Here is a 25223-nt window from a genome sequence, read left to right as displayed (position 1 = left end):
TGCTCTCATCTCCTAAGAGTTGTTGCATTTTGCCATATGTTACAATATAACATTACACATCATATACAATGACTCTGGAGGAAACTGTTTTGGCGATTCGTCTTCACAAACTGGCTGTTGCTTTAGGTGTCTTTATTGTTAGCGCTCCTGCCTTTTCGCATGGTCATCACTCACACGGCAAACCCTTAACAGAGGTCGAACAAAAAGCTGCTAATGGTGTTTTTGATGATGCCAATGTACAAAACCGAACGCTCAGTGACTGGGATGGAGTCTGGCAATCCGTTTATCCTTTACTGCAAAGTGGCAAACTTGACCCCGTCTTTCAGAAGAAAGCGGATGCAGATAAAACTAAAACATTTGCTGAAATTAAAGATTATTATCACAAAGGTTATGCAACAGATATCGAGATGATTGGCATTGAGGACGGCATTGTTGAATTCCATAGAAATAATGAAACAACATCCTGTAAATATGATTACGATGGATACAAAATACTCACCTATAAATCAGGCAAGAAAGGCGTTCGTTACTTATTCGAATGTAAAGATCCTGAAAGCAAAGCCCCTAAATATATACAATTTAGCGATCATATAATTGCACCACGAAAATCATCTCATTTTCACATTTTTATGGGTAATGATTCACAGCAATCTTTATTAAATGAAATGGAAAACTGGCCAACGTATTATCCATATCAGTTGAGTAGCGAAGAAGTGGTCGAGGAAATGATGTCTCATTGAGTATTCTCATGATAACGCCTCGATGCCGCTTTAGTAAGTCATCATAACTGCCACTGGTCCATCCACAAACGCCACTGAACGCAAGCTAGCTACAGACACGCTCATCACTATGACGTGTCTGTATATTAATAAGCTAACCCGCATTGAGTTAACCAATAACGGATTCCATACACAATACGGCCAACAGAGAAAGATACCTGTGCTCACGCCATTGCTTATATTGGCTGGTTACAATGTGCACTATCAATTTTTTAAATAACAAATTCTTAAAACCACATCTGTATAAGGAATTTTTAAGGTTCGTGGGATAGCTTGACTGTAAAAATTACAGGAGCTACAAAAATGAACCGATTCTCAAAAACTCAAATTTATTTACATTGGATAACGCTGCTTTTCGTTGCAATAACCTATGCCGCGATGGAACTCCGTGGCTGGTTTCCTAAAGGTAGTAGTACTTATCTGCTGATGCGAGAAACACATTACAATGCGGGTATATTCGTTTGGGTGTTAATGTTTTCACGCCTGATTATAAAACACCGTTATAGTGATCCTTCTATTGTGCCACCGCCACCTGCCTGGCAAATGAAAGCGGCTTCGCTAATGCACATCATGCTTTATATAACCTTCCTTGCACTTCCTCTGCTGGGGATTGCTTTGATGGCTTACAGTGGAAAATCGTGGAGTTTCCTTGGTTTCAATGTGTCTCCCTTTGTTACCCCAAACAGCGAAATTAAAGCACTGATAAAAAATATTCACGAAACCTGGGCAAATATAGGTTACTTTTTAATCGCAGCTCACGCTGGCGCAGCACTCTTTCATCACTACATTCAGAAAGATAATACTCTGTTACGAATGATGCCTCGCCGCAAATAAGTCGATCCCCTGACAAGGAAATGTGAACCATGGACATCAACGCGTCATAAATGTTTACGCAAGTGCACAATGCACCCTTTCCACTATCAACAAGGAGGAGCAGAAACTGTGTAAATCGTACAATGGTAAGACTTATCAAAAATACAGGTTAATTTTGGTATTTAAACCTTTTTTACTTGTTAGTATGATACAAAGGCTTTCAAAAAAGCTGGGAAATTCAACAACTCTTGGAAATTATGGACTTTGTCCCGCGGCTTTAATCTGACGGCCGCGTTCCTTTTTTGACTCAATTATTGAACCCTTCTCTACGCAACTTCAGTTCCCACCACCAACTTTGCGGCAGTTTCATAGGATGAATATCTAAAAGAATAATGGTGAGCGATAAGAAAACGACTGAATAACTGCACATTTTCGCTCGAAAGCTTCCTGTCAGATCCATAGCGAATCAAGTGCTGAATGTCACAGTATCGAACAGAAAACAGTGACGATCTAACCCTTCAAGAATATTCTACGATTGTTCTGTTTAGGAAAAGCAAGGCGGGAAGTCGGGAGATAAGTCATTGATAAAGTGGCGGAGAGAGGGGGATTTGAACCCCCGGTAGAGTTGCCCCTACTCCGGTTTTCGAGACCGGTCCGTTCAGCCGCTCCGGCATCTCTCCGTTCAGATGGTTGCCATGATGCCAGGAAATTTGGCATTTTAACAGTCCCTGTCCGTGCAATTTTGTTCAAGTGACGAGTTTGCGAGCAAAACGATGATTAAGTGGCCCTGGAAAGTACAAGAATCAGCACATCAAACTGCCCTTCCCTGGCAGGAAGCACTATCGATCCCCCTTTTAACGTGTCTGACGGAACAGGAACAAAGCAAATTAGTCACTCTTGCCGAACGTTTTTTACAGCAAAAGCGGCTTGTTCCTTTACAGGGCTTTGAACTGGATTCATTAAGAAGCTGCCGGATAGCACTTCTATTTTGCCTACCCGTTCTGGAGTTAGGACTGGAATGGCTGGATGGTTTTCATGAAGTCTTAATTTATCCTGCGCCATTTGTGGTCGATGATGAATGGGAAGACGATATCGGTCTGGTGCATAACCAACGTATTGTTCAGTCAGGTCAGAGCTGGCAGCAAGGGCCTATCGTTTTGAACTGGTTGGATATACAAGATTCTTTTGATGCTTCTGGTTTTAACCTGATTATTCATGAAGTCGCTCATAAGCTGGACACCCGTAACGGCGATCGCGCCAGCGGAGTTCCCTTTATTCCGTTGCGTGAGGTTGCTGGCTGGGAACACGATCTTCATGCTGCAATGAACAACATTCAGGAAGAAATCGAATTGGTTGGCGAGAATGCGGCGAGCATTGATGCTTATGCAGCCAGCGATCCTGCTGAATGTTTTGCCGTACTTTCTGAATATTTCTTTAGCGCCCCAGAACTTTTTGCTCCTCGTTTCCCTTCATTGTGGCAACGTTTCTGCCAATTTTATCAACAAGATCCTTTGCAGAGACTGCATCACGCTAATGATACAGACTCGTTTTCGGCGACGAATGTTCATTAATTAACAACTTTGCAGATTAATTAACCAATTGAAATGACTTATGAAATTTAGTGTTGACAGACAAGGTACCGCTAAGTAATATTCGCCCCGTTCACACGATTCCTCTGTAGTTCAGTCGGTAGAACGGCGGACTGTTAATCCGTATGTCACTGGTTCGAGTCCAGTCAGAGGAGCCAAATTCTAAAAATTCGCTTTTTTAGCGCAATGTCACTGACCTTAGTTGAACATTGTTTTTTAACGGATAGCGGGTTTTTAACATCTTAAGCGCCCTCGACCTTTATGGTTGAGGGCGTTTTGCTATGAACGCCATCACCATTTTCCCCTCGATTATAAAACTTGAGTTATTCAGTAGTCTCCCCTCTTGCAACTCACACCCAAAACTGCCTAACGAAAAGTTATTAATTTTCAATCATATTGCTATCAGTATTTACATTTTTTCGCTGTGCTAGAAAGGGCGCATTTATGTTAGCTCGTTCAGGGAAGGTAAGCATGGCTACGAAGAAGAGAAGTGGAGAAGAAATAAATGACCGACAAATATTATGCGGGATGGGAATTAAACTACGCCGCTTAACTGCGGGTATCTGTCTGATAACTCAACTTGCGTTCCCTATGGCTGCGGCAGCACAAGGTGTGGTAAACGCCGCAACCCAACAACCAGTTCCTGCACAAATTGCCATTGCAAATGCCAATACGGTGCCCTACACCCTTGGAGCGTTGGAATCGGCCCAAAGCGTTGCCGAACGTTTCGGTATTTCGGTGGCTGAGTTACGCAAACTCAACCAGTTTCGTACGTTTGCTCGAGGTTTTGATAATGTCCGCCAGGGTGATGAACTGGATGTCCCGGCACAAGTTAGTGAAAAAAAATTAACCCCGCCGCCGGGTAATAGCAGTGACAACCTCGAGCAACAGATAGCCAGTACTTCACAGCAAATCGGGTCTCTGCTCGCCGAAGATATGAACAGCGAGCAAGCGGCAAATATGGCGCGTGGATGGGCCTCTTCTCAGGCTTCAGGCGCAATGACAGACTGGTTAAGCCGCTTCGGTACCGCAAGAATCACGCTGGGCGTGGATGAAGATTTTAGCCTGAAGAACTCCCAGTTCGATTTTCTCCATCCGTGGTATAAAACGCCTGATAATCTCTTTTTCAGTCAGCATACTCTCCATCGTACTGACGAGCGTACGCAGATTAACAACGGCTTAGGTTGGCGTCATTTCACTCCCACATGGATGTCGGGCATCAACTTCTTTTTCGACCACGATCTTAGCCGTTACCACTCCCGCGCCGGCATTGGCGCGGAGTACTGGCGCGACTATCTAAAATTAAGCAGTAACGGCTATTTGCGACTGACCAACTGGCGCAGCGCACCTGAACTGGACAACGATTATGAAGCACGCCCGGCCAATGGCTGGGATGTACGCGCAGAAAGCTGGCTACCCGCCTGGCCGCACCTTGGCGGTAAACTGGTCTATGAACAGTATTATGGCGATGAAGTGGCCCTGTTCGATAAAGACGATCGGCAAAGTAATCCTCATGCCATAACCGCTGGACTTAACTATACCCCCTTCCCGCTGATGACCTTCAGCGCGGAGCAACGCCAGGGTAAACAGGGCGAAAATGACACCCGTTTTGCCGTCGATTTTACCTGGCAACCTGGCAGCGCAATGCAGAAACAGCTTGACCCGAATGAAGTCGCTGCACGGCGTAGCCTTGCAGGCAGCCGTTATGATCTGGTGGATCGCAACAACAATATCGTTCTGGAATATCGCAAAAAAGAACTGGTTCGCCTGACCCTGACAGACCCCGTGACAGGGAAGTCAGGAGAAGTGAAATCACTGGTTTCGTCGCTACAAACCAAATATGCCCTGAAAGGCTATAACGTCGAAGCCACCGCACTGGAAGCTGCCGGTGGCAAAGTGGTCACAACGGGTAAAGATATTCTGGTTACCCTGCCGGCTTACCGGTTCACCAGTACGCCAGAAACCGATAACACCTGGCCGATTGAAGTCACCGCCGAAGATGTCAAAGGCAATTTGTCGAATCGTGAACAGAGCATGGTGGTCGTTCAGGCACCTACGCTAAGCCAGAAAGATTCCTCGGTATCGTTAAGTACCCAAACATTGAACGCGGATTCCCATTCAACCGCCACACTGACTTTTATTGCGCATGATGCAGCAGGTAATCCTGTTGTCGGGCTGGTGCTCTCGACGCGTCACGAAGGTGTTCAGGACATCACCCTTTCTGACTGGAAAGATAATGGTGACGGAAGCTATACCCAGATCCTGACCACAGGAGCGATGTCTGGCACGCTGACGCTGATGCCACAGCTGAATGGTGTGGATGCGGCTAAAGCCCCCGCCGTGGTGAATATCATTTCTGTTTCGTCATCCCGAACTCACTCGTCAATTAAGATTGATAAGGACCGTTATCTCTCCGGCAATCCTATCGAGGTGACGGTAGAACTGAGAGATGAAAATGACAAACCTGTTAAGGAACAAAAACAGCAACTGAATAACGCAGTCAGCATCGACAACGTGAAACCAGGAGTCACTACAGACTGGAAAGAAACCGCAGATGGCGTCTATAAGGCGACCTATACCGCCTATACCAAAGGCAGTGGACTTACTGCGAAGCTATTAATGCAAAACTGGAATGAAGATTTGCATACCGCTGGATTTATCATCGACGCCAACCCGCAGTCAGCGAAAATTGCGACATTATCTGCCAGCAATAATGGTGTGCTCGCCAATGAGAATGCAGCAAACACCGTCTCGGTCAATGTCGCTGATGAAGGAAGCAACCCAATCAATGATCATACCGTCACGTTTGCGGTATTAAGCGGATCGGCAACTTCCTTCAACAATCAAAACACCGCAAAAACGGATGTTAATGGTCTGGCGACTTTTGATCTGAAAAGTAGTAAGCAGGAAGACAACACGGTTGAAGTCACCCTTGAAAATGGCGTGAAACAAACGTTAATCGTCAGTTTTGTCGGCGACTCGAGTACCGCGCAGGTTGATCTGCAGAAGTCGAAAAATGAAGTGGTTGCTGACGGCAATGACAGCGTCACAATGACCGCGACCGTCCGGGATGCAAAAGGCAACCTGCTCAATGACGTCATGGTCACTTTCAATGTTAATTCAGCAGAGGCGAAACTGAGCCAAACCGAAGTGAATAGCCACGACGGGATCGCCACAGCTACGCTGACCAGTTTGAAAAATGGTGATTATAGGGTTACGGCCTCTGTGAGCTCTGGTTCCCAGGCTAATCAACAGGTGAATTTTATCGGTGATCAAAGTACTGCTGCCCTGACCCTCAGTGTGCCTTCAGGTGATATCACCGTCACCAACACAGCTCCGCAATATATGACTGCAACCTTGCAGGATAAAAATGGCAACCCACTAAAAGATAAAGAAATCACCTTCTCTGTGCCAAACGACGTCGCAAGTAAGTTCTCGATTAGCAACGGAGGAAAAGGCATGACGGATAGTAACGGGGTTGCAATCGCCTCCCTGACCGGCACGTTAGCGGGCACGCATATGATCATGGCTCGTCTGGCTAACAGCAATGTCAGCGATGCACAGCCAATGACGTTTGTGGCGGATAAAGACAGAGCGGTTGTCGTTTTGCAAACATCGAAAGCGGAAATCATTGGGAATGGCGTGGATGAGACAACTCTGACAGCAACAGTGAAAGATCCGTCGAATCATCCGGTGGCGGGGATAACGGTAAACTTCACCATGCCACAGGACGTTGCGGCAAACTTTACCCTTGAAAATAACGGTATTGCCATCACTCAGGCCAATGGGGAAGCGCATGTCACGCTGAAAGGTAAAAAAGCGGGCACGCATACGGTTACCGCAACGCTGGGTAATAACAATACCAGTGATTCGCAGCCGGTAACATTTGTGGCGGACAAAGCCTCGGCTCAGGTTGTCCTGCAGATATCAAAAGATGAGATCACAGGTAATGGCGTCGATAGCGCAACGCTAACTGCAACGGTTAAAGATCAGTTCGACAATGAGGTGAATAATCTTCCGGTAACATTCAGCTCAGCCTCTTCAGGACTCACCCTGACCCCGGGAGTAAGTAATACCAACGAGTCTGGCATCGCGCAGGCCACTCTCGCAGGCGTTGCCTTTGGTGAGAAGACGGTTACTGCATCACTGGCTAATAATGGTGCCAGCGACAACAAAACTGTGCATTTTATTGGCGACACAGCGGCGGCAAAAATTATCGAGTTGACGCCTGTCCCAGACAGCATAATCGCCGGTACCCCGCAGAACAGCTCCGGCAGCGTCATCACCGCCACAGTCGTTGATAATAATGGCTTTCCGGTGAAAGGTGTGACTGTGAACTTCACCAGCAACGCAGCGACAGCCGAAATGACGAACGGCGGTCAAGCCGTGACGAACGAACAGGGTAAGACTACCGTCACTTATACCAATACCCGCTCCTCGATAGAATCAGGAGCGAGACCGGATACCGTTGAGGCCAGTCTGGAAAATGGTAGCTCCACGCTTAGCACATCAATTAATGTCAACGCTGATGCGTCTACGGCACATCTCACCTTGCTACAGGCACTTTTTGATACAGTCTCCGCAGGCGAGACAACCAGTCTGTATATTGAGGTGAAGGATAATTACGGCAACGGTGTCCCCCAGCAGGAGGTAACCCTCAGCGTTTCACCAAGTGAAGGCGTGACCCCCAGTAATAACGCTATATATACTACCAACCACGACGGCAATTTTTACGCAAGCTTTACCGCTACAAAAGCCGGGGTTTATCAATTGACGGCAACCCTCGAAAATGGCTATTCGATGCAACAAACAGTGACCTATGTGCCGAACGTCGCGAATGCTGAAATCACGCTGGCAGCCTCGAAGGATCCGGTGATTGCCGACAATAACGATCTCACGACACTAACAGCAACAGTCGCTGATACAGAGGGCAATGCGATAGCCAACACTGAGGTAACATTTACTCTGCCGGAAGATGTGAAGGCGAACTTCACGCTGAGCGATGGCGGTAAAGTGATTACTGATGCTGAAGGCAAAGCGAAAGTCACGCTGAAAGGTACAAAAGCAGGCGCTCATACTGTTACAGCATCGATGACTGGCGGTAAGAGTGAGCAGTTGGTGGTGAACTTTATTGCGGATACGCTCACTGCGCAGGTTAATCTTAACGTTACCGAGGACAATTTTATCGCTAATAACGTCGGGATGACCAGGCTGCAGGCAACAGTGACTGATGGAAACGGCAACCCGTTAGCCAATGAGGCGGTGACATTCACGCTACCGGCAGATGTGAGCGCAAGCTTTACTCTCGGACAAGGCGGTTCCGCCATTACTGATATCAACGGCAAGGCTGAAGTTACACTGAGCGGTACAAAATCCGGCACCTACCCCGTGACAGTTAGCGTGAACAATTATGGTGTCAGTGATACGAAACAGGTGACTTTGATTGCCGATGCTGGTACCGCAAAACTAGCCTCCTTAACCTCTGTATACTCATTCGTCGTCAGCACGACCGAGGGCGCAACCATGACGGCAAGCGTCACTGACGCTAACGGCAACCCGGTAGAAGGCATAAAAGTTAATTTCCGCGGAACCTCCGTCACGCTAAGCAGCACCAGCGTTGAAACGGATGATCGGGGTTTCGCTGAAATTCTTGTGACAAGCACCGAGGTCGGACTGAAAACAGTTTCAGCCTCTCTGGCAGATAAACCTACTGAAGTCATCTCGCGATTACTGAATGCCAGTGCAGATGTTAATTCTGCGACGATTACCAGTCTGGAGATACCGGAAGGTCAGGTAATGGTCGCACAAGACGTAGCAGTTAAAGCTCACGTTAACGACCAGTTTGGCAACCCGGTTGCGCATCAACCCGTGACATTCAGTGCAGAGCCATCCTCGCAAATGATCATCAGCCAGAATACGGTCTCTACTAATACGCAGGGTGTAGCCGAGGTCACCATGACGCCCGAAAGAAACGGTTCGTATATGGTGAAAGCATCCCTGCCGAATGGAGCCTCACTTGAGAAACAACTGGAGGCTATTGATGAAAAACTGACACTCACGGCGTCCAGTCCGCTTATCGGTGTCTATGCCCCTACAGGCGCTACTCTGACGGCAACGCTAACCTCTGCAAATGGCACTCCAGTGGAGGGTCAGGTCATCAACTTTAGCGTAACGCCAGAAGGGGCGACGTTAAGTGGCGGAAAAGTGAGAACTAACTCTTCAGGTCAGGCTCCAGTCGTTTTGACCAGCAATAAAGTCGGTACATATACGGTGACTGCATCTTTCCATAACGGCGTAACAATACAGACACAGACAACCGTGAAAGTCACTGGCAACTCAAGCACCGCCCATGTTGCTAGCTTTATCGCTGATCCATCGACTATCGCCGCCACCAACACTGATTTAAGTACCTTAAAGGCAACGGTTGAGGATGGCAGTGGTAACCTGATCGAAGGTCTCACTGTGTACTTCGCCTTAAAAAGCGGCTCTGCCACATTAACGTCATTAACAGCGGTGACCGATCAAAACGGAATCGCGACAACAAGCGTGAAAGGAGCGATGACAGGTAGCGTCACGGTAAGCGCAGTCACGACCGCTGGTGGAATGCAAACAGTAGATATAACGCTGGTGGCTGGCCCGGCAGACACCTCGCAGTCCGTCCTTAAGAGCAATCGGTCATCACTGAAAGGGGACTATACCGATAGTGCTGAATTACGTCTTGTTCTGCACGATATATCAGGCAATCCGATCAAAGTTTCTGAAGGGATGGAATTTGTGCAATCAGGTACTAACGTGCCCTATATAAAAATTAGCGCAATTGATTACAGTCTAAATATCAACGGTGATTACAAAGCCACTGTTACAGGAGGCGGAGAGGGTATCGCAACGCTGATCCCTGTATTGAATGGTGTTCATCAAGCTGGTCTGAGTACCACAATACAATTCACTCGCGCAGAAGACAAAATAATGAGCGGTACAGTATCAGTCAATGGTACTGACCTACCGACAACTACATTCCCTTCGCAGGGGTTCACCGGGGCGTATTATCAGTTGAATAATGACAACTTTGCCCCAGGAAAAACGGCGGCTGATTATGAGTTTTCAAGCTCTGCCTCCTGGGTCGATGTTGATGCTACCGGTAAAGTGACATTTAAAAATGTCGGCAGCAATTCGGAAAGGATTACGGCGACGCCAAAATCAGGAGGCCCTAGCTATGTATACGAAATCCGTGTGAAGAGTTGGTGGGTGAACGCCGGCGAGGCTTTCATGATATACAGCCTTGCTGAAAATTTTTGCAGCAGCAATGGCTACACGCTCCCCAGAGCAAACTATTTAAACCACTGTAGTTCCCGAGGCATCGGGTCACTGTACAGTGAATGGGGAGATATGGGGCATTACACGACTGACGCTGGTTTTCAATCAAATATGTATTGGTCATCTAGTCCCGCAAACTCAAGCGAACAATACGTAGTTTCCCTGGCAACAGGTGATCAAAGCGTATTTGAAAAGCTTGGGTTTTCTTATGCGACATGTTATAAAAACCTGTGATTTTCCGTTATAATTTCTTAAAGAGTGTTCCATTCGGGGCACTCTTTTTTACATTCCCTCTACAGAACTAGCCCTTCTCTCACAGAAAATGAATAAATAAAAATGCGGCACCGCCAGAATCGCGTTCGATGTGACTATGATCATTTTCGGTGAGTACTGCTTTGATCTAAAGGCTGGTTTTCTGTGATGATTGACCAGCCTCAGAGTATTGATGACACCACCGTTCATAACAGATCGGCATTACTATGCATAAGTACTGTCTCATATTCTCGCCAAAACACTTTTTAATGCCTTTGCGAATTCATCCAGACTTATATTGTCAATTTTTTGCCCAACGACGACTGACTCCGAGACATCGGCCATTGCGGGCCATCGCGTTTTGTAATCAGCATAAATTGCAACAACAGGGGTATTATAGGCACTTGCCATATGTAATATTGAGGTGTCAGGAGTTATTGCGATATAAGCATCTTTTATGATTGCTGCTGAACGTTTAATCGAGGGTGGTAAGGATAAACGGTAGACATTATTATAACAATCCACTAATGCCCTGGCTTTATCTTCACCTTTGGGTCCATGAACGATCACTATTGGTATATCTGTTTCACTTTAAATTTTTGCTATTAGATTTTCTGCAATCGATAATGAAAATGTACGTTCCTGCGAGCTACCTTCTAAATTGAACGCAATGTAAGATCCTAACGATCGCATTTCCTCGCGCATCTCATCGAGTACATCCTCACTTAGTGGCAATTCATATATTGGCCTGACTGCTGGAAAACCCGCCTCACGCATCATAAATGCCCATGTCATAGGTACGGGAGCCCGGAGTTTCTGATCCATACGGGACGCGTTCTTGCACAAAGGGGAGAAGCAATTCATGGTTATACCAACAACCTGAAAATTCGTTTTTGCTTTCAACTGACTGATAAATAACATCGTTTTCAGGTTCTTTTTACGCATCCCCTCAATGCAAAGATCCGGCGTACCGTATTGCTGTGTTATGTTCTTTGCTAAATCTTTTATTTCTTTTAATGTTGCGTGATCCTGCATAGTCATTGTGACTAATGTTAATTTAGTCTGTTCAAGTTTAAGCGCATTAAAGACTTCTAAATTAATTGTCGACGTTACAATTAAAAGATGCTTAATTTTATGCAATTCAAGCGCCCGAATAACAGGAAAGATGGCCATAGCATCGCCAATCTGATCGGGAATATGGATGACAACAAAGTCTGTTTTTTCAATATTGAAATTATAAGCTTTATAATCGTAGTAACTAAATGCAATACGTCTCAACAATGATGCTAAAAACATACCTAACCTCGCCTCCCTACTGGTTATAATGCAATGCAGTCTATCAGACTCATCAGGGTGCCATTTTGTGCATATGCGGACTTTTATGTTTCATATCTCTAACCTGTGGGTCCTCTGCTTAATCCTTAAACAACACCAGCAACTCCTGCGCTTTCATCTTCCATCGAATTTTTCATGTTGCCGCTAATCAGCCATAAAATCATTTGCAGATGCGCTCTGTCGAGGTAGTCTCATAAGGTTCGTTTATAGATCGACGGCAATGTGAGTTACCTTTTCCATACTAATTATAAAAAGACAGTACAAACAGGATCATTATGGACTCCACGCTCATCTCCACTCGTCCCGATGAAGGGACGCTTTCGTTAAGTCGCGCCCGACGAGCTGCGTTAGGCAGCTTCGCTGGTGCCGTCGTCGACTGGTATGATTTTTTACTCTATGGCATCACCGCCGCACTGGTGTTTAATCGCGAGTTTTTCCCGCAAGTAAGCCCGGCGATGGGAACGCTCGCCGCATTTGCTACCTTTGGCGTCGGATTTCTTTTCCGTCCGCTCGGCGGTGTCATTTTCGGTCACTTTGGCGACCGACTGGGACGTAAGCGCATGTTAATGCTGACCGTCTGGATGATGGGCATCGCGACAGCCTTGATTGGTATTCTTCCTTCATTCTCGACCATTGGGTGGTGGGCACCTATTTTGCTGGTGACACTGCGTGCCATTCAGGGATTTGCAGTCGGCGGCGAATGGGGAGGCGCGGCGTTGCTTTCCGTTGAAAGTGCACCGAAAAATAAAAAAGCCTTTTACAGTAGCGGTGTACAAGTTGGCTACGGTGTAGGTTTACTGCTTTCAACCGGACTGGTTTCATTGATCAGTATGATGACGACTGACGAACAGTTTTTAAGCTGGGGCTGGCGCATTCCTTTCCTGTTTAGCATCGTACTGGTACTGGGAGCATTGTGGGTGCGCAATGGCATGGAGGAGTCCGCGGAATTTGAACAACAGCAACATTATCAAGCTGCCGCGAAAAAACGCATCCCGGTTATCGAAGCGCTGTTACGACATCCCGGTGCTTTCCTGAAGATTATTGCGCTACGACTGTGCGAATTGCTGACGATGTACATCGTTACTGCCTTTGCACTTAATTATTCAACCCAGAATATGGGGCTACCGCGCGAACTTTTCCTTAATATTGGTTTGCTGGTAGGTGGATTAAGCTGCCTGACAATTCCCTGTTTTGCCTGGCTTGCCGATCGTTTTGGTCGCCGTAGGGTTTATATCACAGGTACGTTAATCGGAACGTTGAGCGCATTTCCTTTCTTTATGGCGCTTGAAGCACAATCTATTTTCTGGATAGTTTTCTTCTCCATAATGCTGGCAAACATTGCGCATGACATGGTGGTGTGTGTGCAACAACCGATGTTTACCGAAATGTTTGGTGCCAGTTATCGCTATAGTGGCGCTGGAGTCGGTTATCAGGTTGCCAGTGTGGTTGGCGGTGGATTTACACCTTTTATTGCCGCTGCACTCATCACTTACTTTGCCGGGAACTGGCATAGCGTCGCCATTTATTTGCTGGCTGGATGCCTGATTTCCGCAATGACCGCTTTGTTGATGAAAGACAGTCAACGCGCTTGATAGCCTGGCGAAGATCATCCGATCTTCGCCTTACACTTTTGTTTCACATTTCTGTGACATACTATCGGATGTGCGGTAATTGTATGGAACAGGAGACACACATGAATAATAAGGGCTCCGGTCTGACCCCAGCTCAGGCACTGGATAAACTCGACGCGCTGTATGAGCAATCTGTAGTCGCATTACGCAACGCCATTGGCAACTATATTACAAGTGGCGAATTACCTGATGAAAACGCCCGCAAACAAGGTCTTTTTGTCTATCCATCACTGACCGTAACCTGGGACGGTAGCACAACCAATCCCCCCAAAACGCGCGCATTTGGTCGCTTTACCCACGCAGGCAGCTACACCACCACGATTACTCGCCCTACTCTCTTTCGTTCGTATCTTAATGAACAACTTACGTTGCTGTATCAGGATTATGGTGCGCATATCTCAGTGCAACCCTCGCAGCATGAAATCCCTTATCCTTATGTCATCGATGGCTCTGAATTGACACTTGATCGCTCAATGAGCGCTGGGTTAACTCGCTACTTCCCGACAACAGAACTGGCGCAAATTGGCGATGAAACTGCAGACGGCATTTATCATCCAACTGAATTCTCCCCGCTATCGCATTTTGATGCGCGCCGCGTCGATTTTTCCCTCGCACGGTTGCGCCATTATACCGGTACGCCAGTTGAACATTTTCAGCCGTTCGTCTTGTTTACCAACTACACACGTTATGTGGATGAATTCGTTCGTTGGGGATGCAGCCAGATCCTCGATCCTGATAGTCCCTACATTGCCCTTTCTTGTGCTGGCGGGAACTGGATCACCGCCGAAACCGAAGCGCCAGAAGAAGCCATTTCCGACCTTGCATGGAAAAAACATCAGATGCCAGCATGGCATTTAATTACCGCCGATGGTCAGGGTATTACTCTGGTGAATATTGGCGTGGGACCGTCAAATGCTAAAACCATCTGCGATCATCTGGCAGTGCTACGCCCGGATGTCTGGTTGATGATTGGTCACTGTGGCGGATTACGTGAAAGTCAGGCCATTGGCGATTATGTACTTGCACACGCTTATTTACGCGATGACCACGTTCTTGATGCGGTTCTGCCGCCCGATATTCCTATTCCGAGCATTGCTGAAGTGCAACGTGCGCTTTATGACGCCACCAAGCTGGTGAGCGGCAGGCCCGGTGAGGAAGTCAAACAGCGGCTACGTACTGGTACTGTGGTAACCACAGATGACAGGAACTGGGAATTACGTTACTCAGCTTCTGCACTTCGTTTTAACTTAAGCCGGGCCGTAGCAATTGATATGGAAAGTGCAACCATTGCCGCGCAAGGATATCGTTTCCGCGTGCCATACGGGACACTACTGTGTGTTTCAGATAAACCGTTGCATGGCGAGATTAAACTTCCCGGCCAGGCTAACCGTTTTTATGAAGGCGCTATTTCCGAACATCTGCAAATTGGCATTCGGGCGATCGATTTGCTGCGCGCAGAAGGCGACCGACTGCATTCGCGTAAATTACGAACCTTTAATGAGCCGCCGTTCCGATAATAAGTTCTGAACCTTCTTATCAGAAATAGATGTGAAGGAGTAAGTAAGACACCTGGCAAATAGCCTGCAATAATCGTGGGCTGTTTGCTTCCTTGGGCGGATACGAGTTTTATTATCGTCTTAATGATTTCCACATATTAAAAGCAAGTATGCTTTCAAAACACAATTATAAAAAATCCCGCCAACAATATAAGTTTTTATAAAATTAAATATAAGATTATGGCTTTAGAATATTTTTATTTCTAATAGACGAGATTTTTCCTGTTATGATATAATATGCTGAATTAACACATGTTAACGATTTACCAGTAATGTAAATAAATTTTCGAGGAGATCATTCCAGTGGGACGTAAATGGGCCAATATTGTTGCTAAAAAAACGGCTAAAGACGGTGCAACGTCTAAAATTTATGCAAAATTCGGTGTAGAAATCTATGCTGCTGCTAAACAAGGTGAACCCGATCCAGAATTAAACACATCTTTAAAATTCGTTATTGAACGTGCAAAGCAGGCACAAGTTCCAAAGCACGTTATTGATAAAGCAATTGATAAAGCCAAAGGCGGCGGAGATGAAACGTTCGTGCAGGGACGTTATGAAGGCTTTGGTCCTAATGGCTCAATGATTATCGCCGAGACATTGACTTCAAATGTTAACCGTACGATTGCTAACGTTCGCACAATTTTCAATAAAAAAGGCGGCAATATCGGAGCGGCAGGTTCTGTCAGCTATATGTTTGACAATACGGGTGTGATTGTATTTAAAGGGACAGACCCTGACCATATTTTTGAAATTTTACTTGAAGCTGAAGTTGATGTTCGTGATGTGACTGAAGAAGAAGGTAACATTGTTATTTATACTGAACCTACTGACCTTCATAAAGGAATCGCGGCTCTAAAAGCAGCTGGAATCACTGAGTTCTCAACAACAGAATTAGAAATGATTGCTCAATCTGAAGTTGAGCTTTCCCCAGAAGATTTAGAAATCTTTGAAGGGCTTGTTGATGCCCTTGAAGATGACGACGATGTACAAAAAGTTTATCATAACGTCGCAAATCTCTAATTATCTTTTAAAGAAATCTGTCTTTACGGCAGATTTCTTTAATCTCATATAATTCTTATAAAAAATATAATATTCAACTCGTCATATTGATTATACCCCCCCGTTCCCAGAGAAATAATATTTATTAAAATTCCAGTTCTTCTTTTTCTGATTACAGAAGGCAAAGTGGCAATTACGCATAGTTTCCCGATAAAGACGCGATAGCGACATCCCGCATAAGGCATTTTTCTCTTTATCTTTGTACGGTACTTCATGGAACAGAGTTTTTGACCTTGCGAATCGTGATGTCTGTTGGGGAGGGACAATTTGCTCACTGAAGCGTGAGACTCGATTAAGCACACGAAACACAGAAATCAAAAAACCCGGTCACTTTTTTACAAGGTAACCGGGTAAAAATAATTTTTATTTTTTAACTGTTTTGAGACTCATAGAGATGTCTCAAAACTAAAATTTGGCTCCTCTGACTGGACTCGAACCAGTGACATACGGATTAACAGTCCGCCGTTCTACCGACTGAACTACAGAGGAATCGTGAGAACGAGGCGAATATTAGCGATGCCCACCCACAATGTCAAAGCCTGTTTTTTAAATTTGAAATCGTTTGCTGAAATAATCTGCATTTTGTCGTTTATTCCGACACAACTGGCTTTTTTTCACACTTTTGCGGCTCGGGTCGAGGGTATTTCCATAGCCAACGTCCAGTAACCATTCGCCAGTAAAACAGCACGGCCCGCACAGCCCAGTCGGCAAACATTCCCATCCAGACACCAACCACACCCCAGCCAAGCATGATTCCCAGCACATAACCGACTACAACCCGACAACCCCACATGCTCAACATCGAAACCCACATGGCGTAACGGGCATCACGAGCACCTTTAAATCCAGCGGGTAGCACCCATGAGGCGGACCAAATAGGCATAAATAAAGCATTTAGCCGAAATCAGAATCACAACGACATGTTTAACCTGTGGATCCTGGGTGTAAAACGATGCCATAACCCCGGCAAAGGGAGCCGTTAGCCAGGCGATGGCCGTTAATCCAAGAGTGGAAAGCCAGAACACATGCCGCAACTGAATCTCTGCTTGCGCTATCTGCCCTACCCCCAACCTTCGGCCTGTAATGATCGTAGAAGCAGAGCCGAGCGCACTTCCGGGTAAGTTGATAAGAGCCGCAATTGAAAACGCGATAAAATTTCCGGCAATAACACTGGTCCCCATCCCGGCAACGAACATTTGGGTTAATAACCGACCACTGGTAAATAACACTGATTCGACACTCGCGGGAATACCAATCCCCATGACTTCCCAGATAATGCTAAAATTCAGCGGTTTAAAATAGCTCTTTAACGAAATCCTTAGCGCAGGATTAAAACCAATCGCCAGCACCCACAAAATTGCAACTGCGCCAATATAACGAGAAATGGTTAAACCCAGCCCTGCCCCGACAAATCCCAGTCCCGGCCAGGAGAAAAGGCCGTAAATCAATATGCCGCTAATAATAATATTAAGAATATTCAGGCTACCGTTAATCAATAGCGGTATTTTCGTATTCCCTGCACCACGAAGTGCCCCGCTACCAATAAGAGTGATGGCAGCTGCTGGATAACTGAGTACCGTCAGCTCCAGATAAGTCAACGCCAGTGCTTTAACTTCTGTCGTGGCATCACCCGCGACGAAATCAATAATTTGTTCGCCAAAATGATGAATAAGCGTTGCCAACAGTACGGCAAACAACGTCATGATCACCAATGACTGCCGCGTCGCCACCCTCGCTCGTCGTCGATCCCGCTTACCGAGACTAAATGCCACAACGACAGTAGTACCAAGATCGATAGCAGCAAAAAAAGCCATAATGACCATATTGAAGCTGTCCGCCAATCCCACGCCGGCCATCGCATCTTTTCCCAGCCAGCTGACCAGAAAAGTGCTCAGAACCCCCATCAACAGGACACAGGCATTCTCCATGAAGATAGGAACAGCAAGCGGGGTTATCTCGCGCCAGAACAACACTTTGTAGCTCTTGCGTTTAGCGTGCCAGCGAGTGCCGTGAACAACCTGGCGTAAAGCAGAGGAGATATTCAAAGCCGACCTTAATTGCAGAAAGTGAAACCACATTTCAAATAATGAGGGAGAATCAGCAAAGCTGCAAAGATTTTCGCCAACAAATTGTCTGCAAATGCAACAAACTGTTGATAGAAACGGCAAACAGTTGGGGAATTTAAAAATCGGGTTTGACAAAAGATTTTTCGCCGTTAAGATGTGCCTCAACAACGATTCCTCTGTAGTTCAGTCGGTAGAACGGCGGACTGTTAATCCGTATGTCACTGGTTCGAGTCCAGTCAGAGGAGCCAAATTCCTGAAAAGCCCGCTTTTATAGCGGGATTTTTGCTATATCTGATAATCAATTTCCTCTTCACTGCTTTCCATCACCTGCCGCTTGATATCCTCAACTGACAGTCCTGCATTACAAAGTTCCAGAAAGCGCCAGACATAGTTACGCTGAAGTTGTCCTCGCTTCAGTCCCAACCAGACAGTATTAGCATCAAAAAGATGCCGCGTATCCAGGCGGATTAAATTCTCTTCCTCTTGTTCGCCACTGGATTGCTCGGCAACTAATCCGATCCCAAGCCCAAGAGCAACATAGGTTTTAATGACATCAGAATCCTGCGCACTTAATACAATATCTGCCAGCAAACCTTTGCGGGCAAATGCGTCATCAATACGTGAGCGCCCCGTAATCCCCTGTCGGTAAGTGATTAACGGCCACTTCGCTATTGATTCCAGCGTCAATGGTGAAATTTGCGTCAAGGGATGATCGTGTGGAACAAGCAAACTATGGTGCCAACGAAACCACGGGAAGGCGACGAGCTGCGGGTCATTACTCAAACGCTCGCTGGCGATACCAATATCAGCTTCGCCATTTTGCAACAATGTCGCAATTTCCTGTGGCGTCCCCTGGATTAGCTCGAGCCGAACCTCCGGGAAAAGTTCGCGAAAAGCTTTAATGACCTCTGGCAAGCTATAACGTGCCTGAGTATGCGTCGTTGCAATAGTGAGAACGCCAGACGTATCGTTGGTAAACAGGTCTGCAAGCCGACGAACATTACTGGCTTCATTCAGAATACGTTCTGCAATGACCAGTAATGCTTTGCCCGGTTCAGTCATGCCCAGCAGTCGCTTACCTCGTCGAACAAATATTTCGATGCCAAGTTCATCCTCCAGTTCCCGAATATGACGGCTGACGCCTGACTGTGAGGTAAAAAGCATATTCGCAACCTCTGTCAGGTTGTAATCCTGACGTGCAGCCTCGCGGATTATCTTTAGTTGTTGGAAATTCACGGTAAACTCCGGGCAGTTCAGATTTCCCGTTATTGTTAAAGTCTAATGCCCGGCATAACAAATAATAAAAACCCGCATCTTATTCCATCCCGATATAACACTTAGCTCACCAATTGCCACTGCCTTTTTTCCATCACTGGAGAACTAATCACTGACATTAACAACTCTTTCACTGCCTGTGCCTGTGGCGATAAGTTCGCTCTGGCGGGTAAATTTAATGACAAAGAGAGACTCATGGAAGGAGTGGTAATGCGTGACATCCACCCATTTACTGCGCCACATAACGAACGCGCGGCCGATTCGGGTAATACTGCAACGCCCATGCCGCTGGCAATCGCTGCGGTAAGCGTGGCAATAGACTCAATTTCACCAATAACTTTTGCCGTGAGTCGCCGTAGGGAAAAAGCCTCATCAACACGAAGTCTAATAGCACTGTAATCACTGGGGAGAAAGAGGTTCATTTGCGCAATAGCATTCACATCAACGCTTTGCCCCGGGCAATCTTGAGTTCCTACCAGAAAAAGATCTTCTTTCAGCAAAGCCTGACTGGATACACCAGCCACAGGGGAATGCTCATAAATCACCGCCATATCGAGTTGGTGATTTATCAATTTTTCGTTAAGCACTGCACCACTATTTTCATGAAGATAGATAACGATCTCCGGAAATTCAGCGCGAACCGCCTGTAATAAGGGCATGGTGATGGATGACGCAGCGGTTCCTGGTGCAAAGCCAATCGAGACTTGCCCCGATAATGCCTGACCAACGTTATGCACCGCCAGTTGGGCCTGTTCACACTGACGTAAAATGGCCCGCGCATGGGTATAGAGAATTTTTCCGGCGTCTGTTGGTGTAACGCCCCGCTTTGTACGGATCAAAAGTTGTTGATTTAACTCACCTTCCAGTGTGGCAACCTGCTGGCTGAGCGCTGGTTGTGCGATATGCAATACTTCAGCAGCCTGGGTCAGGCTACCAATATCTACAATTTTTACGAAGTATTTCAGGCGTCTGAAGTTCATGTTGCCTCCGGTTTTTAAGAATCGGCCCAAGTGCCGCCATTACTTACAACCAGATTGCAAGATGCTTGCCAGTTTTATTTTGGTGTTGATGTACAAGCTAACCAACTGTCAAATAAGAGATTATGATAGATTCGTCATTTGCTCCTTTAATCAGCTGTCGCGTTCCCCTGCCCTATAAAAGGAGGGTATGCACCACGATGGTTCATTACCCAATAAGATTGAAAGCTCACCACTTTGTTGAAATTGACAGCAAACAAACAAAAAAATGCATTTCACCCTTTGACATCACCATGCACTGCCATTAATATGCGCCCCGTTCACACGATTCCTCTGTAGTTCAGTCGGTAGAACGGCGGACTGTTAATCCGTATGTCACTGGTTCGAGTCCAGTCAGAGGAGCCAAATTCAAAAAGCCTGCTTTCTAGCAGGCTTTTTGCTTTCTAATTACCAACGCTCTTAAAACATCTGTCTTGAACCAGAACTAATTTGCACAGGCATTCCCGATCGACGTTGCAACGCAGCATTTGCGCGATTTACATCAACTTCTTGCCCGTTGATAAACGCCCGCAAAGATGGGGTTACCGGCAATGGCACTTTTCGGTCAGACTCATATTCTGCACGATTGCGCGACAACGGCTCATGAACTTCCAGCCAGTTCGAGCCATCTGGTTCAGTGGTGTATTTTACTGGCTGGTCGATAATTTGCACACGCGTCCCAACAGGAACATTATCAAACAGATATTTGATATCGTCATTGCGCAGACGAATACAGCCCTGACTTACCCGGAGCCCAATACCAAAATTGGCATTGGTACCATGGATGGCATACAACCTGCCAATATAAATCGCGTACAGCCCCATGGGATTATCGGGGCCCGCAGGAACAAATGCGGGCAAACTCTCCCCTCGTTTCGCATATTCGCGCCGAGTGTTCGGCGTTGGCGTCCAGGTTGGAGCTTCTTGTTTACGTTCAACGGTAGTCACCCAGTTACGCGGGGTTTCTCGCCCAGCCTGGCCGATACCAATAGGAAAGACTTCCACAGTATTACTGTCTGGTGGGTAGTAATAAAGACGCATCTCAGCGACGTTAACAACAATCCCTTTACGAACAGTGTCGGGCAAAATCAGTTGCTGCGGAATGGTGAGTTGCGAGCCAGACTTCGGCAAAAAAACATCAGCGCCCGGGTTCGCTTCCAGCATGTTACTTAACCCTTGCCCGTATTGTGCGGCAAAAGTCTCCAGCGGCTGGGTATTGTGATCAGGAACAGTTACAGTAAACGACTGCCCCACTAAACGGCTACCCTCTGGAGGTAATGGATAAGTTACCGCCAGGCTAGTATGGCTGGCAAAAAGCAGAGCAAATGAGCAAAGAATATTTACACGACGCATCATGTCCCTTTCCTATGTCGCGAAAGCTATCCGTTAAGTATAGCTTTTATCAGACTTTTCGTTTTTAACTGTTCAAATCAGAAGTCGTATTCCCCGGTAGAACAATATTACTGGCAGCAAGTTCGCCCATGTTGTTGTATATCGCACAGGCAGCTTCGATGATGGGCATCGCCAGAGCTGCGCCACTCCCCTCACCTAAACGCATCTCCATATTGAGATAAGGCTCCAGCCCCAAATGCGAGAGCGCTATACGCGCGCCTTTTTCTGCCGACAGGTGAGAAGGAATGAGATACGGTTTGATCGCAGGAGACATCTGGCAGGCTGCGAGCGCAGCAGCATAAGAAAGAAATCCATCCAGCAACACGGGTAAACCGCAGGAAGCAGCACCTAACATCACTCCAGCTATTCCGACCAAATCAAATCCACCCACTTTTGCCAGGACATCAACACCATCCTGAGGATTTGGTTGATTCAACGTAATCGCCCGACGCACAACATCAATTTTATTAGCCAGTTTATCTGTCGGCAGGTTTGCGCCAATCCCAACCACTTCTTCAGGATCCCGGCCAGTGATTGTGCTGACTATTGCTGCTGCCGGTGTCGTGTTTGCCATCCCCAGTTCACCTACACCAAACAGCGTGACACCGTTTTTTGCCAGCTCCTGCGTATAACATATGACGTCCAAAAGCAACTTTTCAGCCTGACGGCGACTCATTGCCGGAGCTGAAGCAATATTGCCGCTACCTCGTGCGACACGCATGTTGATAAGCCCGGGGATAGGCTCAGCAGTATCAATACCAACATCAATTACGTGGACGTTAGCGCCCGCTTGTTCTGCCAGCACACACACGCCGGTTGTTCCACGGGTCATATTTTCAGCCTGTATGGCTGTCACTTCTTTTGGAGAAATAGCGACCCCTTCCTCCCAGACGCCGTGATCGGCACACATAACCAGTACCGCTTTTTTGCCCACATGCGGTATGCCATTCAACCCCGGCATTCCTGCCAGTTGTATGGCAAGCACCTCCAGCTTTCCCAGGCTACCAACAGGTTTGAGTAACCCGTCAATATGCCGTTGTGCACGCGACATAGCGGTAGAATCGATGGCTGGGATCGTATTCAGTAAATCGGCAAGTATTTGCATCTCACGTCTCTTTATAGCAGTGCCAGCAGGAAGACCAGTTCACCAAGCTCTATGGCTGCTCCCAGCGTATCGCCCGTTTGCCCGCCCAGCGTACGTTTGAGAAGCTGACCGAGGATGAAAATCGCCACCATCGTCACCACCATAGCAGCCACACCATGCATACCCGGCAATAATACGGCAGCAAAAATAGCGGCTAAGCCGAGTGTGACGCAGGTTTGTCGCCCATCAATTTTGCCAATGAACACATTGCCAAGCCCTTCTTCCCGCGCATAACGATGACGATACATCAATAATGCGGCAGTCCCGCGGCTGACCGCACATGCTGCCGCCAGCGATGCAAGGATCGATTCGCCACGCAGAGCCAACTCGCTTAACACCAGAATCTTTGCCAGTACCACAAAAATCAATGCCAGACCGCCGTGGGTGCCTAAACGGCTATCACGCATGATTTCCAACATGCGATCGCGGCTACGTGCAGAAAATACGCCATCACAGGTATCAGCGAGGCCGTCCAGATGGAATCCCCCGGTCATCAGCACCAGCACAAGTACGCTAAACAGTGCCGCCAGTGGTGCGCCACACCATGCCTGCAGCACCATGAAGACCAGCCCGCTAATCGCGCCAAGCAATAATCCAATCAAAGGAAAAGTAATAATACCGCGAGAATAATGCTCGAAATCCAGTCCCTGGGACCAGCGACGCGGTACAGGCAGACGCGTAATAAATGAGAGCATCGCCCAAAATAATTTACTCATTTGATTTTTACTCCAATACCCGAAACCACCAGCCATACTTCATTTGCCGCAGCGGCCAACTGCTGATTTACCCGCCCGGCAATATCACGAAAATGTCGTGCCAGACGACTCTCCGGCACAATCCCCATTCCCACTTCGTTAGTCACTAATACAACCTTTGCGGGGCAACGTTGGCAGGCAGCAATCAACGACTGAATCTCAGCATTAATCGCCTGTTCCATCGCCTGATAATCCCATTCATCAGGGTCTTTATCGCCGCCATAATCAAACAACAGATTAGTCACCATTGTGGTAACGCATTCAAGCAACACAACCTCATTCGGGTTAATGTCTGCATGAATTAATTCATCAAGATGTTGCCAGCGCTCCACTGTGCGCCAGTGCTCCGGGCGGCCTTGCCGATGATGTTCTATCCGTGCAGCCATCTCATCATCAAGGATTTGCGAGGTAGCGATATACAGAACCTGTGAAGAGTCCCCAATAAGCGCCTCTGCGTGGCGACTCTTCCCGCTCCGTGCGCCCCCCGTCACCAAAATCATCATACCGACTCCTGATTCAAATGTATGATGGTATTCATTGAACAGAACAATGGATCCCCCACCGTTGCTGACCGCAAAACATTTACGCGATTAATACTGCGCGTAATATAATTAAAAATCCAGCATTCTCAATCCATTACGAAATAAGATGGCATTACGGAATAGCCAGACTTTCTCGTGTTAACGTCCGACAAAATGCGTCATTGACAGCGGTTTCTGTGGATTGACACATTTCATTCAGATAATGAATTAATGCTACTGCCGGAACAACCAGCAAACGGGCATTGTGTTCTGAAATCCAGGCTATTGATTCAACGTCAGCGACAGATCTGCGCTGTAAAAGAACTTGTAAAACAACGTAATAGAATTATCCGGAATGGTGGCGACTATGCACTAGAACACCACAATTTCGCTCTCTCGGTAAGGCACTGTCACAGCATTCAACAGAATGTGACTTGCCAGATTTATTAGCGCCACCAGATGTTTAACCGGGTAACCACGACCCAGTCGGGGATATATTCCATCTTCTCGCTGACATCATCAAGAATAAAAAGGTTTATCACACTCAGAGCAACGTTCTTCAGCAGGCGGGATAATTCTTCAACATTTAGAAGATGTGTTATTAAAGGCATACAAACTGGACGTATTGTATTTTCTTTTGGTGGTTGACCTAAGGTAGCAGTTTATCCTGATGCGCTGAGATTTCTGTAATATCTACGTCAACATTCTCCTCGAATAGAAAATGCA

General features: G+C 46.8%; 13 protein-coding genes, 5 tRNA genes and 4 pseudogenes. 10 read left to right on the top strand and 12 right to left on the bottom strand.

Going from position 1 to position 25223, the window contains the following annotated elements; all coding sequences use genetic code 11:
- The first annotated feature begins 89 nt into the window (after positions 1 to 89).
- Together zinT and AB4H76_RS09580 are read left to right on the top strand one after the other, a co-directional pair.
- Entirely contained in the window at positions 90 to 740 is a 651-nt protein-coding gene (gene zinT, locus AB4H76_RS09585; protein WP_001007759.1) for a metal-binding protein ZinT, read from the top strand.
- A gap of 342 nt (positions 741 to 1082) precedes the next feature.
- Positions 1083 to 1613: a cytochrome b gene (locus AB4H76_RS09580; protein ID WP_001079074.1), complete on the top strand. Its 531-nt coding sequence runs from the start codon at positions 1083 to 1085 to the stop codon at positions 1611 to 1613.
- 569 nt (positions 1614 to 2182) lie between these two features.
- Here AB4H76_RS09580 and AB4H76_RS09575 read toward each other — a convergent pair.
- A tRNA-Ser gene (locus tag AB4H76_RS09575) sits at positions 2183 to 2272 on the bottom strand.
- 93 nt (positions 2273 to 2365) lie between these two features.
- On the opposite strand from AB4H76_RS09575, the gene mtfA reads away from it, so the two are divergent.
- The 3 genes from mtfA (at position 2366) to yeeJ (ending at position 10729) form a co-directional block, all read left to right on the top strand.
- On the top strand, positions 2366 to 3163 hold the full coding sequence (gene mtfA / locus AB4H76_RS09570; protein WP_001302302.1) for a DgsA anti-repressor MtfA: 798 nt from the start codon (positions 2366 to 2368) through the stop codon (positions 3161 to 3163).
- 100 nt (positions 3164 to 3263) lie between these two features.
- Positions 3264 to 3339 (top strand) — tRNA-Asn (locus AB4H76_RS09565).
- A 313-nt stretch (positions 3340 to 3652) separates the two neighbouring features.
- Entirely contained in the window at positions 3653 to 10729 is a 7077-nt protein-coding gene (gene yeeJ, locus AB4H76_RS09560; protein ID WP_124061940.1) for an inverse autotransporter adhesin YeeJ, read from the top strand.
- A 261-nt stretch (positions 10730 to 10990) separates the two neighbouring features.
- Here yeeJ and AB4H76_RS09555 read toward each other — a convergent pair.
- Positions 10991 to 12043, bottom strand: a pseudogene (locus AB4H76_RS09555) (glycosyltransferase family 9 protein).
- A 314-nt stretch (positions 12044 to 12357) separates the two neighbouring features.
- On the opposite strand from AB4H76_RS09555, the gene shiA reads away from it, so the two are divergent.
- The 3 genes from shiA to AB4H76_RS09540 all read left to right on the top strand — a co-directional run bounded on the left by shiA (position 12358) and on the right by AB4H76_RS09540 (position 16289).
- Complete coding sequence (gene shiA / locus AB4H76_RS09550) at positions 12358 to 13674, top strand: shikimate transporter (RefSeq protein WP_000378575.1); 1317 nt, start codon at positions 12358 to 12360, stop codon at positions 13672 to 13674.
- A 101-nt stretch (positions 13675 to 13775) separates the two neighbouring features.
- Positions 13776 to 15230, top strand: a complete 1455-nt coding sequence (gene amn, locus AB4H76_RS09545) for an AMP nucleosidase (RefSeq protein ID WP_001060244.1) — start codon at positions 13776 to 13778, stop codon at positions 15228 to 15230.
- A gap of 342 nt (positions 15231 to 15572) precedes the next feature.
- Positions 15573 to 16289: a YebC/PmpR family DNA-binding transcriptional regulator gene (locus AB4H76_RS09540; protein ID WP_000532923.1), complete on the top strand. Its 717-nt coding sequence runs from the start codon at positions 15573 to 15575 to the stop codon at positions 16287 to 16289.
- A gap of 452 nt (positions 16290 to 16741) precedes the next feature.
- On the opposite strand, the gene AB4H76_RS09535 is transcribed toward AB4H76_RS09540, so the two are convergent.
- A tRNA-Asn gene (locus AB4H76_RS09535) sits at positions 16742 to 16817 on the bottom strand.
- Positions 16818 to 16917: 100 nt separating this feature from the next.
- Positions 16918 to 18406: pseudogene (gene yeeO, locus AB4H76_RS09530) on the bottom strand (toxic metabolite efflux MATE transporter YeeO).
- Between the two features lie 160 nt (positions 18407 to 18566).
- Here yeeO and AB4H76_RS09525 point away from each other — a divergent pair.
- Positions 18567 to 18642, top strand: a tRNA-Asn gene (locus AB4H76_RS09525).
- A gap of 37 nt (positions 18643 to 18679) precedes the next feature.
- Here the strand turns inward: AB4H76_RS09525 and cbl are convergent.
- Together cbl and nac are read right to left on the bottom strand one after the other, a co-directional pair.
- Positions 18680 to 19630, bottom strand: coding sequence for an HTH-type transcriptional regulator Cbl (gene cbl, locus AB4H76_RS09520; protein ID WP_001011008.1), 951 nt, complete (start codon positions 19628 to 19630; stop codon positions 18680 to 18682).
- Between the two features lie 101 nt (positions 19631 to 19731).
- Positions 19732 to 20649, bottom strand: coding sequence for a nitrogen assimilation transcriptional regulator NAC (gene nac / locus AB4H76_RS09515; RefSeq protein ID WP_001011462.1), 918 nt, complete (start codon positions 20647 to 20649; stop codon positions 19732 to 19734).
- A gap of 326 nt (positions 20650 to 20975) precedes the next feature.
- On the opposite strand from nac, the gene AB4H76_RS09510 reads away from it, so the two are divergent.
- Positions 20976 to 21051: transfer RNA gene (locus AB4H76_RS09510), tRNA-Asn, on the top strand.
- A 54-nt stretch (positions 21052 to 21105) separates the two neighbouring features.
- On the opposite strand, the gene ldtA is transcribed toward AB4H76_RS09510, so the two are convergent.
- The 6 genes and pseudogenes from ldtA to AB4H76_RS09480 all read right to left on the bottom strand — a co-directional run.
- Entirely contained in the window at positions 21106 to 22041 is a 936-nt protein-coding gene (gene ldtA, locus AB4H76_RS09505) for a L,D-transpeptidase (protein ID WP_000986321.1), read from the bottom strand.
- 61 nt (positions 22042 to 22102) lie between these two features.
- Entirely contained in the window at positions 22103 to 23182 is a 1080-nt protein-coding gene (gene cobT, locus AB4H76_RS09500; RefSeq protein ID WP_001166160.1) for a nicotinate-nucleotide--dimethylbenzimidazole phosphoribosyltransferase, read from the bottom strand.
- Positions 23183 to 23193: 11 nt separating this feature from the next.
- Complete coding sequence (cobS, locus tag AB4H76_RS09495; RefSeq protein ID WP_001326708.1) at positions 23194 to 23937, bottom strand: adenosylcobinamide-GDP ribazoletransferase; 744 nt, start codon at positions 23935 to 23937, stop codon at positions 23194 to 23196.
- Entirely contained in the window at positions 23934 to 24479 is a 546-nt protein-coding gene (gene cobU, locus AB4H76_RS09490) for a bifunctional adenosylcobinamide kinase/adenosylcobinamide-phosphate guanylyltransferase (protein ID WP_000973176.1), read from the bottom strand. Before cobU ends, cobS begins: the two co-directional genes overlap by 4 nt.
- Before the next feature lie 151 nt (positions 24480 to 24630).
- A pseudogene (locus AB4H76_RS09485) lies at positions 24631 to 24774 on the bottom strand (cobalamin biosynthesis protein); the annotation flags it as partial.
- 8 nt (positions 24775 to 24782) lie between these two features.
- Positions 24783 to 24971: pseudogene (locus tag AB4H76_RS09480) on the bottom strand (IS4 family transposase); the annotation flags it as partial.
- Between the last annotated feature and the right edge of the window lie 252 nt (positions 24972 to 25223).

Origin of the sequence: Escherichia sp. UTM R2 (assembly GCF_048593455.1) — a bacterium.
Classification (GTDB): Bacteria; Pseudomonadota; Gammaproteobacteria; order Enterobacterales; family Enterobacteriaceae; genus Escherichia; species Escherichia coli.
Note: the sequence above shows the minus strand (reverse complement) of the source record. Positions and strands in the feature narration are given on the sequence as shown.